Raw genomic sequence first — 13,630 nt, forward strand, 5'->3', positions numbered from 1 at the left:
GCCGCTCTATCTGTCTGTTTTTGCCGCATTTGTGCGAGGTCGGGTGACTTCACCTGACTGCAAAATGCTCTGGCGAAAGCCGAACGGCAAAGGGGAGCCAATCCATGACCGATCTCACTGTCGCGGACCCGCCGGCCGCGCTTGCGCATGCGAGACATATCAAGTCGGACCTGAAGGCCCAGCGGGTCCGCTCCGCCTGGGTGTTCCTGGCGCCGACGCTCCTGGTCTTGGCGCTGGTCGCCGGCTGGCCGCTCGTCAGGACCATCTATTTCAGCTTCACCAATGCGTCGCTGACCAACCTTTCCGGCGCCGAGTTCGTCGGCCTGCAGAACTATCTTTCCTGGATCACGCTGAAGAGCGGCCGCACAATCTACAAGGGCCTGCTCGCCGATCCGGCCTGGTGGAACGCGGTCTGGAACACGCTGAAATTCACCGTCGTCTCGGTCAGCATCGAGACGGCGCTGGGGCTCGTCGTGGCGCTGGTGCTGAACGCCCATTTCCCCGGCCGCGGCCTCGTTCGCGCGGCGATCCTCATTCCCTGGGCGATCCCGACGATCGTCTCGGCCAAGATGTGGGCCTGGATGCTCAACGACCAGTTCGGCATCCTGAACGAGATATTGCTCGGGCTCGGCCTGATCAGCCAGAAGATCGCCTGGACCGCCAGTCCCGACACCGCGATGGTGGCGGTGCTCATCGTCGACGTCTGGAAGACGACGCCGTTCATGGCACTGCTGATCCTCGCCGGCCTGCAGATGGTGCCGATCGACATATATGAGGCGGCGAAGATCGACGGGGTGCATCCGTTCCGTGTCTTCTGGCGGATAACATTGCCGCTTATCCGGCCGGCGCTGATGGTGGCGGTGATCTTCCGCATGCTCGACGCGCTGCGCATCTTCGACCTGATCTATGTCCTGACGCCCAACAATGCGCAGACCAAGACCATGTCGGTGCTCGCCCGCGAGAACCTCTTCGACTTCGACAAGTTCGCCTATGGGGCGGCCGCCTCGACGATGCTGTTTTTGATCATCGCCTCAATCACCGTCCTCTATATGTGGTTCGGGCGCGTCAATTTCGATGGAGGGGAACGCTGATGACCGCCACGCTCGCAAAGCGCACCGCATTCTACCTGCTCGTCGCCACGATCATCCTGATCGCAGTCTTTCCCTTCTATTACGCGATCCTGACCAGCCTCAAATCCGGCACCGCCCTGTTCCGCGTCGATTACTGGCCGAGCGAACTGTCGCTGGCGAATTACACCAGCGTCATCTCGAGCGGCAGTTTCATCCGCAATCTCGGGAATTCGCTGCTCGTCGCGACCTTGGTCGTCGCCATCTCGCTGCTGTTCGCGGTCACCGCCGCTTACGCGCTCGGCCGGGTGCGCTTCCGCGGCCGGTGGCTGCTGCTCTTGACCATTCTGTCGGTGTCGATGTTCCCGCAGATCGCCGTTCTTGCCGGTCTCTTCGAGCTCATCCGTGGCATCGGCATCTTCAACACGCCGCTGGCGCTGATCTTTTCCTACATGATCTTCACCCTGCCCTTCACCGTCTGGGTGCTGACCACCTTCATGCGCGACCTGCCGGTGGAGATCGAGGAGGCGGCGATCGTCGACGGCGCTTCGCCCTGGGTGATCATCACGCGGGTGTTCATGCCGCTAATGTGGCCAGCCTTGGTCACCACCGGCCTGCTCGCCTTCATCGCCGCCTGGAACGAATTCCTGTTCGCCCTGACGTTTACTTCGTCGGACGTGCAGCGCACCGTGCCGGTAGCGATCGCGCTGCTTTCGGGCAGCAGCAACTTCGAAATCCCCTGGGGCAACATCATGGCCGCATCGGTGATCGTCACGGTACCGCTCGTGGTGCTGGTGCTGATCTTCCAGCGGCGGATCATTTCCGGCCTGACGGCCGGTGGCGTCAAAGGCTAGCGCGGGATGAGGAAAAGTGTGCGCGGTTTTCCGCCCGCATCCCGCGTGATTTAGGGAGTTAAGAGAGATGGCAGAGCTGCAATTGCGCAACATTCGCAAGGCCTTCGGCGCCTATGAGGTGATCAAGGGCGTCAGCATGGACATAAGGGCAGGGGAGTTCATGGTTTTCGTCGGCCCTTCCGGCTGCGGGAAATCGACTCTGCTAAGATTGATCGCCGGTCTGGAGGAGATCACCTCCGGCACACTCGCCTTCGACGGGAAGGTGGTCAATCATCTCGTCCCGTCGAAACGCGGCATCGCCATGGTGTTCCAGTCCTATGCGCTCTATCCGCACATGACGGTCTTCGAGAACATGGCCTTCGGCATGCAGCTTGCCGGCAAGGACAAGGAGCAGTGCCGAAAGCGGGTTGAGGCGGCGGCGGAGATGCTTCAGCTCGCCCCCTACCTCCAGCGCCTGCCGCGCCAGCTCTCCGGCGGCCAGCGGCAGCGCGTCGCCATTGGCCGGGCGATCGTGCGCGATCCGAAGGTCTTCCTGTTCGACGAGCCGCTTTCCAACCTCGATGCGGCTCTGCGGGTTGCGACCCGCATCGAGATCGCCAAGCTACATCGCAGCATGCACAAGACGACGATGATCTATGTCACCCACGACCAGGTCGAGGCGATGACGCTCGCCGATCGCATCTGCGTGATGCGCGACGGGCGCGTCGAGCAGATCGGCACGCCGCTCGAGCTTTATGAAAACCCGAACTCGGTGTTTGTCGCCGGCTTCATCGGCTCGCCGAAGATGAACTTCCTCTCGGGCGCCTTTGCCGAGCTCTACCAGGCTGCGACGATCGGCATTCGGGCCGAGCACCTTGAGATCGCCGAGGACGGGCAATGGACAGGAACCGTCGTCCACTCCGAAATGCTCGGATCGGACAGCTATATCTATCTCGACATCGGCACCGGCGAACCGGTGATCGTCCGCGAGAACGGCACGTCCCGGCATCAGCCCGGGGAGACGCTGCCGATCTCGCCGCAGGCCGGACAGATCCACCGCTTCGATGCGGCGGGGCGGTCGATCGGCCGGCAGATCATGCGAGGTGCCGCCTGATTTAGATCGCATCGATTTCGGATCATTTCCAAAAGCCAGACGTTAGACCCGGTAGGGCGAAATCCCAGCCCGACCTCGGTCGACTGATTCAATTCACGGACAGCGGGCACCCGCGGCGGATGCCCCAACCAGCAGGAGAACGACCTTGTCTATCAACGCCATTGTATGGGGTGAGAACATCCATGAGCAGACGAATGCCGTCGTCAGGGAAATCTATCCGGACGGCATGCACAACACGATCGCTAAGGCGCTCAACAGCGATCCGGCGATCAAGGCGACGACGGCGACGCTGCAGGAGCCGGAGCACGGGCTGAGCGAAGAGCGGCTGGCATCGGCCGACGTGCTTCTGTGGTGGGGCCACAAGGATCACGGCGCCGTCGACGACAGGATCGTCGATCGGGTCGCCAAGCGGGTCTGGGAGGGGATGGGGCTGATCGTGCTGCATTCCGGTCATTTCTCGAAGGTCTTCAAGCGGCTGATGGGCACGCCCTGCGCGCTGAAATGGCGCGAAGCGGGCGAGCGCGAGCGCGTTTGGGTGGTCAACCCGCGCCATCCGATTGCCGAAGGCCTCGGCGACAATTTCGTCATCGAGCACGAGGAGATGTATGGCGAGCAGTTCTCCGTGCCAGAGCCGCTGGAGACGGTGTTCATCTCCTGGTTCGCCGGCGGCGAGGTGTTCCGCTCGGGGCTGACCTGGCGGCGCGGCGCCGGCAGTATCTTCTATTTCCGCCCAGGTCACGAGACCTACCCGACCTATCATGATGAGACGGTTCAGCACGTGTTGCGCAATTCGGTGAAATGGGCCTACAACCCGCAAGGCACCTACAAGGCGATCCACGAGGCGCCGAACGTGCCGGTGGAAAAGGCGCTGGAGCCAATCGTCGAGCGCGGCCCGAAGTTGCACCGCGCCGGCGAAGCCGGTTACAGATGAGGAGGGGGCCTATGCGTCTCTTGATCGTTGGAACCGGCGGCATGGCGAACAGCCATGCAAACGCCTTCGCCAAGATAGACGGCGTCGAGATGGTCGGCGCCGTCGATGTCGACCCGAACCGCGCCAAGGCCTTTGCCGAGCAGCACGGCATCGAGCACACCTTCACATCGCTGGAGGAGGCGATCGCTTGGGGTGAGTTCGACGCCGCGACGAATGTCACGCCAGATAAGGCGCACCATCCGACAACGCTGGCGCTGATTGCCGCCGGCAAGCACGTGCTTTGCGAGAAACCGCTGGCGGAGAATTACGAGAAGGCCGCGGAAATGGCCGCGGCGGCGGAACGCTCCGGTCTCGTCGCCATGGTCAACCTCACCTACCGCAATGTGGCGCCGCTGCAGAAGGCGCGCGAACTGGTGCTTTCCGGCGCGATCGGCGAAGTCAGGCATCTGGAGGCCTCCTACCTGCAGAGTTGGCTGGTCTCGAAGGCGTGGGGCGACTGGGCAAGCGAATCGAAATGGCTGTGGCGGCTCTCGACCAAGCACGGCTCGAACGGCGTGCTCGGCGACGTCGGCATCCACATTCTGGATTTCGCCGGCTACGGCGCCGGGATTTCGGTCGAGCGGGTGTTCGCCCGACTGAAGGCCTTCGACAAGGCACCCGGCAACCGCATCGGCGAATATGACCTCGATGCCAATGACAGTTTCGCGATGACGGTGGAGTTCGACAGCGGCGCCATGGGCGTCATCCATGCGAGCCGCTGGGCGACCGGACACTTGAACGAGCTGCGGCTGAGGCTGCATGGCGACAGAGGTGCGCTGGAGGTGATCCACACGCCGGACGGCTCGAGCCTGCGGGCGTGCCTCGGTGCCGACGTCGAAAAGGCCATCTGGCGCGAGGTCGATGCGGGGACGGTGCCGACCAATTATGAGCGTTTCGTCGCCGCGGTTCGGACGGGGCAGATGGCCGAGCCCGGCTTCCGCCATGCCGCCGACCTGCAGAAGGTGCTTGATCTGGCGATCGAAACCGAGCGCGAACGGCGGGAACTCGGCGTCGCCGAGATGGAATGGGTCCAGGACGGGCGGCTCGCCGTCGGCGGGTGACACAAAACTGCTCCCGCCTTCAGGTCATTCCAAAGGCGGGAGACAGGCATCGCGATCGGCGTTCACAGGAACGCCGCTCCATTGAAACGATGACGGCTTCGGTTTGAACCGAAGCCGTCGCGTTTCAGGCGTGCGAATGGTGACGATAATCCCAGACCGCCCAGGCGGCGATTGCCGCGACGAGCACGCCGAGGATGACGTGAGTCCACATCGCGTTCACATTCGCCATGAAGCCGAGCAACCAGGGAGAAACGATCAACCACAGGCCGATCACCATATTGGCCCATTCCTCCCACTCGGCGAAGGCCGAAAGGGTCGCGACCGCCAGGGCGCCGAGCACGATCGCGGCGATCCAGGCGTTCCAGGTCGCCGTCGTATCCGAGGCGAAGCCGATGACCCAGGGAGAGAGGAACAGGCAGACTGCCAGGACCAGATTGGCCCAATCCTGGCTTCTTCTTCCTGCCATGAGAGTGTTGGGCATGACAACCTCCACGTATGAAGCTTGATCAAAGCGTCACCACTCTCGTGCAACACACGTCCCAGCGCAGGCCGTTTGCACGGTTGCCGTAACGCCTTGAATTGCTGGCGTAATTTTATCCTGAAATCGTACCGAATTCAAGAAATCCTGCAATTAGCGGTTTTTGCAGATTATTCCCGTTGCGCATGATCTGCGCGGAGCGCCGTAAGGCGGCCGCGCCGAGGTTGCTTTCGGTCCCGGCACTGCCGGTCCTGGCCTGCGATTCATCGTTCCAGCGGCATTTGTTTCGGTCGGCAAACCGTCCTATGACAGTGGCGACCGAAACAGTTTTTGCGAGGCCCGCATGGCTCACCGCCCCGTCGACGCCCACTCCTTCTGGCGCGATCCGGCGCTCCCCTTTCTTGAGGGGCGCCAGGTCGCCGACGGGCGCGACGTCTGCTACGGGCTTCACAGCCACCCGACCTTTTCGATCGGCACGGTCACCGGCGGCCGCAGCAGCTACCGCAACGGCCGCCACCGGCACGACGTGTCGGCCGGTTCAGTCGTGCTGATGAACCCGGAAGAGGCGCATGCCTGCAATCCGCTTCAAAACGTCCCCTGGAGCTACCGCATGCTCTACGTGGATCTGGCGTGGTTGCATGAGATGCAAGACGCGGCCGACTTCAGACCCTATGCCGCCGTGGTGAGCGCAGATCCCAATCTCTATCGCCGCCTCGAGCGATTGTTCGACATGCTGTTCGACACGAAAATCGAGTCGCTTGCCAAGGAATGCGCGGCGGCCGCCTTCTTCGGCGAACTCGACCGTCGCCTCGAAAGGATCGAGGCGCCGGCTGCGCCGGCCGCGCCCAGCCTCAACCGGGCCGCGGATTTCATCACCGAGTATTGCACGCGCCGCCTGCGGCTCCATGAGATCGCCGACGTCTCGGGGTTGTCGCCCTCCTATCTGGTGCGGGCCTTCCGGGCGCGCTACGGCTTGACGCCGCACGCCTACCAGCTGAACCGCCGCATCCAGTTCGGGCAAAGCGAGCTGCGTCGCGGCCGGCCGATCGTTGATGTGGCGCTCTCGGCCGGTTTTGCCGATCAGGCCCATTTCCAGCGGGTGTTCAAGCGGCATGTGGCGGCGACGCCGCGCCAATATGCAAGGCCTGCCCCGTGAAATCGACCGTTGCGGCGGCCGCGTGACTCATGCTGGCACGGAAGCTGCGGCGCAGGCCGGTGGTGAGGCCGTCGATGTTGACCGTTCCTCCAAGGTGCGATGCGGCAAAGGTGAAGGAACTCATCGAAAGAGTGCCAGCGACATGGGTGCCTCTTTCATCAGCGGCAGGTCGCCGGTCAGCGAGCGGACCAGCTTGGCGGGGCCATGGAGACAAAGGCCGAGATAGCGCAGATCGTCATGCCGCGTCTCGCCGATACCGAGCTCGTAGGCCTCGTAGCTCTTGGCGCGCTGCGCCGACTCGGTGACGCCGATCACGCTGAGCCCGGATGCTTCCCGCGCCGCAGCCCGCAGCTTCAGTTCCATCAGCCCGGCGGCATCCGACATCAGCATGGGCATGACGATAGTGGTGATGCCTTGATGACGATTGCCGTCCGCGTCGTGAACTGGATGGCCGACCAGATCCGGGCGCTCCTTGCCGAGAGTCATGGCTAGCACGGCGGCGGTGTTGGCGATCAGGCCTCGCGGCAAGCCGTGGTCGATGACGAATGCGCAGCGTGTCACGGGTTTCCTCAAGCGTGGGTTCAGACGCCCGGAAGGTAAGCACCGGCCGGCCGGCGTTATTGAAAGAAATTGCCCTGGCTCCGCTCTGCGGTCAGGGAATGGTCAGGGAATGAGCGAAAGTAGGGGGACGCCGGAGCGAAAGTAGGGAGGCCGCGGCGCGGCTTTTGGGGCTATTCGATGAGCACACGTGCCGAGGATCACGTGCCATCGATCAGTCAAGAGCGGGAGGCGGGCGGAGAGCCGCGCATATTTTCCTCATCCCGTTCAAGTCCAGACATCGCGGGAGGAAAACGTGATACGCCTGTTGCTGCTGGCGCCCTATATTGGGCTGCTCTGGGTTCCCTTCTATAATTTCGAGGAGCCGAAGCTCTTCGGCTTCCCCTTCTTCTACTGGTACCAGCTCGCCTGGGTACCGCTGACCTCGCTCATCACATATTTCGTCTACAGGAGCGTGCGTCATGACGGCTAATATCGACATGTCGGCGCTCGCCGTCTTCATCTTCTTCTTCGTGCTCGTCACTGCGATGGGCTTTTTCGCATCGCGCTGGCGCCGGGCGGAATCGCTCGATCATCTGGACGAATGGGGCCTCGGCGGCCGCAAGTTCGGTACCTGGATCACCTGGTTTCTGGTCGGCGGCGATTTCTACACGGCCTATACGGTCATCGCCGTGCCGGCGCTGGTCTATGCGATCGGCGCCTACGGCTTCTTCGCGCTGCCTTACACGATCATCGTCTATCCGCTGGTCTTCGCCATCATGCCGCTCTTGTGGAAGGCGGCAAAGGAGCGCGGCTATGTGACCGCCGGGGACGTGGTGCGCGGCACCTACGGCTCGCGTGCTTTGGAGCTTGCGGTCGCCTCCACCGGCGTGATCGCGACGATGCCTTACATCGCCCTGCAACTTATCGGCATGGAAGTGGCGATCAAGGCACTGGGCTTGACCGGCGAAATGCCGATTATCCTCGCCTTCCTGGTGCTGGCCCTCTACACCTATTCGTCCGGCCTTCGCGCGCCGGCCCTGATCGCCTTCGTAAAGGACATCATGATCTATATCGTGGTGCTCGCGGCGATCATCGTCGTCCCCTCCAAGCTCGGCGGCTACAGCGCCGTCTTCTCGGCGGCCGACGCTGCCTTCGAGGCGAAGGGCAAGGGCGGCATCCTGCTCGATCCGGCGCAGCTCGTCCCCTATGTGACGCTCGCTCTCGGCTCGGCGCTCGCCGCCTTCATGTATCCGCATACGCTGACCGGCATTTTCGCCTCGTCCGGCGCCAACACGATCCGCAAGAATGCGGTGCTTTTGCCCGCCTATACGCTGCTGCTCGGTCTTCTGGCTTTGCTCGGCTACATGGGCCACGCCGCCGGCCTGCAGCTCGAAAGCAACAACGACGTCGTCCCGACGCTGTTCAAGACGCTGTTCCCGGGCTGGTTCGCGGGCTTCGCCTTCTCGGCGATCGCCATCGGCGCGCTCGTTCCGGCGGCGGTCATGAGCATCGGCGCTGCGAACCTCTTCACCCGCAACTTCTGGAAGGTCTGGATCAACCCTGAGGTCACCCCCGCCGGCGAGGCGCAGGTCGCCAAGATCACCTCGATGCTGGTCAAGGTGGGGGCGCTACTCGCCATCCTCATGCTGCCGACCCAGTTCGCGCTCGACCTGCAGCTGCTCGGCGGCCTGTGGATCCTGCAGACGCTGCCGGCCCTCGTCTTCGGTCTCTATACCCGCTGGTTCCGGGCACCGGCGCTGCTCGCCGGCTGGGCGGCCGGCTTCATCGGCGGCTCGGCTCTCGTCTGGTCGGACGGACTGAAACCGCTGCACGCGCTCGCCTTCGACGGCATCACCGTCTCGGTCTATACCGGCCTGCTGGCGCTGGCGCTCAACGTCACCGTGGCGGTGGTCGTCAACCTCGTGGCGCCGGCCAAAGAGATCGCCGACGATGACCTGACTGTCGCCGAGGCGGAATCGCGCAGCTAAGTTCAGAGGGCCGGCCGCCTCAGGCCGGCCCTCCGCGCCGCGCGCGTTGCCATTCGCCGGCCGATATGGCAATGAACCGATGGCGGCCTCCTGGAAATGCCGCTGCTACGGCGCCGCGTCCGACGAGATTTGCAAGGTCGCTATAGCACTTTGAAATTGCTGCAGTTGGGCAGCGAGGTGCCATGCCCGGTTGGGTCGTCCTCTCCGTTTCCACAGCCTATGTCGTCATCCTGTTCCTGATCGCCTGGTGGACGGATCGGCAAGGTGCAGGCCGCCGTTTGTCGGTGCCCACCGCGTGGATGGCGGCGCTCGGCTACGCACTGACGCTTGCCGTCTACAATACTTCCTGGAGCTTCTACGGCTCGGTCGGCCGGGCCTTGAGCGGCTTCGACTACCTGGCGATCTATATCGGCCCGACCCTGGTGCTCGTCTTTGGGCAGCGGCTTATCGCCAGGATCGTCACGGTCGCCAAAAGCCAGAACATCACCTCGATCGCCGACTTCATCGCCGCCCGCTACGGCAAGAGCCAGATGCTTGCCGCGCTCGTCACCATGGCGGCGCTGCTTGCCGTCCTGCCCTATATCGCGCTGCAGCTGAAGGCGGTCGGCACCAGCTTCGACATCCTGACCTCGCCGGCCGTCGCTGCGGACGGCGCCCGGCCGATCCGCGGCGACAGCACCTTTGCCGTCGCCGCGTCGATGGCGCTCTTCGCCATCATGTTCGGCGTCAGGCACATCCATGCGAGCGAGCATCACCGCGGGCTGATGGCGGCGATCGCCTTCGAGAGCCTGGTCAAGCTTTCCGCCTTCGTCGTCGTCGCGCTGTTCATCGTCTTCGGGATGTTCGACGGTCTCGGCGACCTCGCCGCCCGCACGCAGGCTGATCCGCGCATGGCGTCCCTGCTGGCGCCGGACTTTTCCGATCCGACCTGGATCTCGAACACCATCATCGCGGCGATCTCCTTCCTCTGCCTGCCGCACATGTTCCATGTCGCGGTGGTCGAGAACCAGTCGCTGTCGCAGGCGCGCGCCGCCGCCTGGCTCTACCCCGCCTATCTCCTCGTCTTCAGCGTGCTGATGGTGCCGATCGCCATTGCCGGGCTCGCGACCTTCGCCGATACGGTGAACCCCGACACCTTCGTGATCTCGCTGCCGCTCGCCGCCGATGCGCCCGTGATGGCGCTGGTCGCCTTTCTCGGCGGCTTCTCGGCGGCGACCGGCATGGTGATCGTCGCCTCGGTGGCACTGAGCACGATGCTCTGCAACGACGTCATCGTCCCGCTTCTCCTGCGCTCGCGCCTCGTCGGCCGCAGCGGCGCGATCTGGCCGTCGCCTGCGGCGTTGCTTCTGGTGCGGCGGGTCTCCGTCGCAGGCATCCTGCTGCTCGCTTACATGATGAACCGTCTGGTGGACCAGGCCTATCCGCTGACTGTCATCGGGCTGCTCTCCTTCGTGGCGATCGCCCAGTTCGGCCCGGCCCTCCTGGGCGGCCTGCTGTGGCGGCGCGCCAAGGGAGCGGGAGCGGTGGCCGGCATCGTCGTCGGCTTCGCCCTCTGGATCTACACGCTGCTCGTTCCCTCGATCGCGCCGCTCGTCCCCGCCGTCGACGCCCTCGTCGCCAACGGGCCGTTCGGGTTCGCCTGGCTGAAGCCGCAAGCGCTCTTCGGCGTTGCCGGCCTGGATCCGATTTCGCATGCGACGCTCTGGAGCCTCGGCGCCAATCTCGCCGTCTTTGCAGCCGTGTCGCTGCTGGCGGATCGCTCGCCGCTCGAGCGGCTCCAGGCGGAGGCCTTTGCCGAGGGAGTGCCGGCGCAGTCGCCGCCGCTTGCCTCCCTGCCGCTCGTCACGCGGCTCGACGACCTGAAGACGCTTGCGGCGCGTTTCGTCGGAGCCGAGCGCAGCGCATCCGCCTTCGACGACTTCGTCGAACAGCGCCGCTCGCGGCAGGACGGGCTCGCCGACATGGAGGCGATGCGTTTCACCGAGAACCTGATCGCCGGGGCGCTCGGTGCGGCCTCGGCTCGCGTGGTGATGGCCGCGGCGCTCGAAAGCCGCTCGCTGTCACGCAAGGCCGCCGTGGTGATGCTCGACGAGGCGTCGCAGGCGCTGCATTTCAACCGGAAGCTCCTGCAAGGCGCGCTCGAAAGCGTGCCGCAGGGGATCTGTGTTTTCGACGCGAACCTCGCCATCGAGGCGTGGAACGCCCGCTTCCTGACCCTGCTCGACCTGCCGAGGGACCTGATCCGCGTCGGCCTGCCGCTCGCCGAACTCGTCGACTTCAACCGCGAGCGCGGCGAATACGACGCCGAGGACCTCAAGGCGCTGCTCGTCAACCGGGATCTCGCGACGCAATCCTGGCCCTATGTCTACGAGCGCCAGCGGCCGGACGGGATGGTGCTGGAGATTGCTTATGACCGGATGGCCGAGGGCGGCTATATCTCGACCTATACCGACGTGACCGAGCGGCACCGGGCCGCGGCCGGCCTGCGGCGCGCCAACGAGGAGCTGGAGCGGCGCGTCCAGGAGCGCACCCAGGCGCTCGAGCAGGCCAAGGCCGAGGCCGAGCGGGCCAATATGGGCAAGACGCGCTTTCTGGCCGCGGCAAGCCACGATCTGCTGCAGCCGCTGAACGCGGCGCGGCTCTATCTGGCGGCGCTCGACGAAAGCCTGAAACCCGACGAAGCGGGAAAGGGCCTGCTGACCGAGGAGCGGGCGCTTGCGAGGAACGCGGCGGCGGCACTTTCCTCGACGGAGCGTCTGCTCGACGAGCTGCTCGACATTTCGTCCTACGATTCCGGTGCGGTGCGGGCACAGCCGGTCGATTTTTCCATCGGCTCGCTCCTGGCACAGCTCGAGCTGGAATTCTCCGCCATGGCGCGCCAGCGCGGATTGACGCTGAAGGTCGTGGCCTCGAGGCTTTCGGTCCGGACCGACCCGCAGCTCCTGCGTCGCGTGCTGCAGAACCTGCTCTCGAACGCCATCCGCTACACGCCCAAGGGAAAGGTTCTGCTGGGATGCCGGCGGCGGAAGGATGGCCTGAGGATCGAGGTCCGCGACACCGGCATCGGCATCGCGCCGGAGCGGCAGAAGGAGATTTTCGAGGAGTTTCGCCGGCTCGATACGGGCGAGGAGCGGGAGAAGGGGAGCGGCCTCGGCCTGGCGATCGTCGAGCGCATCTGCCGGCTGCTCGACCTTCCGCTGGAGATGCGCTCGCGGCCCGGCCAGGGAACCTGCTTCGCCGTCACCGTGCCCCGCGCGGCGGCAGGTGCCGCGGTCGCGGCTGCGGAAAAGACTCCGGCGGCCTCGGCGGCGAGCCAGCGCGCGCTGTCTGTGCTCTGCGTCGACAATGACGGGGCGATACGGGATGGCCTCGCCGCCTTGCTATCGCGCTGGGGACATAGGCCGATTGTGGCCAGCGACGAGAGGACGGCGCTTGCCAATTGCAACGGGCAAGTGCCAGATCTGGCGCTCGTCGATTATCATCTCGACGGCACGACCGGCGTCGAGGTGCTCGGCCGGCTGCGCAAACACTGGGGCCGGGAGGTCAGGGGCCTGGTGATCACCGCGGACCGCGGCGAGGCGGTCGGCGCCGAGGCGAAGGCGCTCGGCTGCGAAGTCATGGCGAAGCCGGTGAAGCCGGCGGCCTTGAGACGATATCTGGATGCCGTCGCCCTCGAAAAGGGCGCCGGGCTGCAGCGCGGCGCGTCTCATTAGAAACGCAAAGGTCGCTGTAGAACTTTAAAGGGGGAGGAAGACCATGAGCACGCGCATCGTCATCGCGGATGACCATCCGATGGTCCAGGCAGCTCTGCGCAGCGCTCTCGTCGCGGTGCTGCCGGATCTCGATCTGATCGCCTGCCGCTCGGTCGACGAGGTCCTGGAGGTGCTGGCGGGCGATCGGCAGGAGGTGGACCTCGTGCTGCTCGACCTGAGCATGCCCGGCACGGACGGGTTTGCTGGCCTGTTCCTGCTGCATGCGCATTACCCGACCCTGCCGGTGGCGATCGTCTCGGCCCGGCAGGATGCGGCGACGATCCGCAAGGCGATCACCTTCGGCGCTTCCGGCTATATTCCGAAGTCGCTGGACCTGCCGGAGATGGCGAGTGCGATACGCGCCATTCTCGAGGGCGAAATCTGGACGCCGCCGCGTTTCGACAGCGAAGCCTCCGATCCGGATGCGGCAATGAGCGCCCGCCTCGCTTCGCTGTCGTCGCAGCAATTGCGCATCCTGACGAAGGTCATCGAAGGCAAGCTCAACAAGCAGATCGCCGGCGAGATGGACATTGCCGAGCAGACCGTCAAAGTGCACGTTTCGGCGATCCTCAAGAAGCTCGGCGTCGTCAGCCGCACCCAGGCGGCGGTGCTGTGCGAACGGTTGCTGTCGGCGAGCCCCCGCGATGCGGGTTAGGCCGTTCTCAGCCGTG

At 64.6% G+C, this 13,630-nt stretch carries 12 protein-coding genes; 10 read left to right on the forward strand and 2 right to left on the reverse strand.

Annotated elements, in window-relative coordinates; translation table 11 throughout:
- The first annotated feature begins 104 nt into the window (after positions 1–104).
- From CO664_RS21340 to CO664_RS21360, 5 genes are all read left to right on the forward strand, one after another.
- Positions 105–1,091 carry a sugar ABC transporter permease gene (locus CO664_RS21340; RefSeq protein WP_097539829.1) on the forward strand — a complete coding sequence of 329 codons (987 nt, stop codon included), beginning with the start codon at positions 105–107 and terminating at the stop codon, positions 1,089–1,091.
- Positions 1,091–1,921 carry a carbohydrate ABC transporter permease gene (locus tag CO664_RS21345; protein WP_097539830.1) on the forward strand — a complete coding sequence of 277 codons (831 nt, stop codon included), beginning with the start codon at positions 1,091–1,093 and terminating at the stop codon, positions 1,919–1,921. Before CO664_RS21340 ends, CO664_RS21345 begins: the two co-directional genes overlap by 1 nt.
- A gap of 67 nt (positions 1,922–1,988) precedes the next feature.
- The gene (locus CO664_RS21350; RefSeq protein ID WP_097539831.1) at positions 1,989–3,014 is read left to right on the forward strand and encodes an ABC transporter ATP-binding protein; all 1,026 of its coding nucleotides are present in this window, start codon (positions 1,989–1,991) and stop codon (positions 3,012–3,014) included.
- Between the two features lie 145 nt (positions 3,015–3,159).
- The gene (locus CO664_RS21355) at positions 3,160–3,945 is read left to right on the forward strand and encodes a ThuA domain-containing protein (RefSeq protein WP_097539832.1); all 786 of its coding nucleotides are present in this window, start codon (positions 3,160–3,162) and stop codon (positions 3,943–3,945) included.
- Between the two features lie 11 nt (positions 3,946–3,956).
- Positions 3,957–5,045: a Gfo/Idh/MocA family oxidoreductase gene (locus CO664_RS21360; RefSeq protein ID WP_176536637.1), complete on the forward strand. Its 1,089-nt coding sequence runs from the start codon at positions 3,957–3,959 to the stop codon at positions 5,043–5,045.
- 124 nt (positions 5,046–5,169) lie between these two features.
- On the opposite strand, the gene CO664_RS21365 is transcribed toward CO664_RS21360, so the two are convergent.
- The gene (locus tag CO664_RS21365; protein ID WP_037381884.1) at positions 5,170–5,526 is read right to left on the reverse strand and encodes an SPW repeat protein; all 357 of its coding nucleotides are present in this window, start codon (positions 5,524–5,526) and stop codon (positions 5,170–5,172) included.
- A gap of 340 nt (positions 5,527–5,866) precedes the next feature.
- On the opposite strand from CO664_RS21365, the gene CO664_RS21370 reads away from it, so the two are divergent.
- A complete protein-coding gene (locus tag CO664_RS21370) occupies positions 5,867–6,679 on the forward strand; it encodes an AraC family transcriptional regulator (protein ID WP_097526937.1) in 813 nt (270 codons plus the stop codon).
- A 120-nt stretch (positions 6,680–6,799) separates the two neighbouring features.
- On the opposite strand, the gene CO664_RS21375 is transcribed toward CO664_RS21370, so the two are convergent.
- Positions 6,800–7,240: a DUF2000 domain-containing protein gene (locus CO664_RS21375; protein WP_097526936.1), complete on the reverse strand. Its 441-nt coding sequence runs from the start codon at positions 7,238–7,240 to the stop codon at positions 6,800–6,802.
- A gap of 292 nt (positions 7,241–7,532) precedes the next feature.
- On the opposite strand from CO664_RS21375, the gene CO664_RS21380 reads away from it, so the two are divergent.
- The 4 genes from CO664_RS21380 (at position 7,533) to CO664_RS21395 (ending at position 13,614) form a co-directional block, all read left to right on the forward strand.
- A complete protein-coding gene (locus CO664_RS21380) occupies positions 7,533–7,709 on the forward strand; it encodes a DUF3311 domain-containing protein (RefSeq protein ID WP_037381825.1) in 177 nt (58 codons plus the stop codon).
- Positions 7,699–9,207 carry a sodium:solute symporter family protein gene (locus CO664_RS21385; RefSeq protein ID WP_097539834.1) on the forward strand — a complete coding sequence of 503 codons (1,509 nt, stop codon included), beginning with the start codon at positions 7,699–7,701 and terminating at the stop codon, positions 9,205–9,207. Before CO664_RS21380 ends, CO664_RS21385 begins: the two co-directional genes overlap by 11 nt.
- A gap of 182 nt (positions 9,208–9,389) precedes the next feature.
- On the forward strand, positions 9,390–12,920 hold the full coding sequence (locus CO664_RS21390) for a PAS domain-containing hybrid sensor histidine kinase/response regulator (protein WP_097539835.1): 3,531 nt from the start codon (positions 9,390–9,392) through the stop codon (positions 12,918–12,920).
- A gap of 43 nt (positions 12,921–12,963) precedes the next feature.
- On the forward strand, positions 12,964–13,614 hold the full coding sequence (locus tag CO664_RS21395) for a response regulator transcription factor (RefSeq protein WP_097539836.1): 651 nt from the start codon (positions 12,964–12,966) through the stop codon (positions 13,612–13,614).
- Positions 13,615–13,630 lie beyond the last annotated feature (16 nt).

The sequence above is a fragment of the Sinorhizobium sp. NG07B genome, assembly GCF_002532005.1.
Classification (GTDB): Bacteria; Pseudomonadota; Alphaproteobacteria; order Rhizobiales; family Rhizobiaceae; genus Sinorhizobium; species Sinorhizobium fredii_C.

Bases quoted from the DNA above. Each gene is read 5' to 3' on its own strand.
- CO664_RS21340 (WP_097539829.1), top strand. From the start codon at position 105: ATGACCGATCTCACTGTCGCGGACCCGCCGGCCGCGCTTGCGCATGCG.
- CO664_RS21345 (WP_097539830.1), top strand. From the start codon at position 1,091: ATGACCGCCACGCTCGCAAAGCGCACCGCATTCTACCTGCTCGTCGCC.
- CO664_RS21350 (WP_097539831.1), top strand. From the start codon at position 1,989: ATGGCAGAGCTGCAATTGCGCAACATTCGCAAGGCCTTCGGCGCCTAT.
- CO664_RS21360 (WP_176536637.1), top strand. From the start codon at position 3,957: ATGCGTCTCTTGATCGTTGGAACCGGCGGCATGGCGAACAGCCATGCA.
- CO664_RS21365 (WP_037381884.1), bottom strand. From the start codon at position 5,526: ATGCCCAACACTCTCATGGCAGGAAGAAGAAGCCAGGATTGGGCCAAT.
- CO664_RS21370 (WP_097526937.1), top strand. From the start codon at position 5,867: ATGGCTCACCGCCCCGTCGACGCCCACTCCTTCTGGCGCGATCCGGCG.
- CO664_RS21385 (WP_097539834.1), top strand. From the start codon at position 7,699: ATGACGGCTAATATCGACATGTCGGCGCTCGCCGTCTTCATCTTCTTC.
- CO664_RS21390 (WP_097539835.1), top strand. From the start codon at position 9,390: ATGCCCGGTTGGGTCGTCCTCTCCGTTTCCACAGCCTATGTCGTCATC.
- CO664_RS21395 (WP_097539836.1), top strand. From the start codon at position 12,964: ATGAGCACGCGCATCGTCATCGCGGATGACCATCCGATGGTCCAGGCA.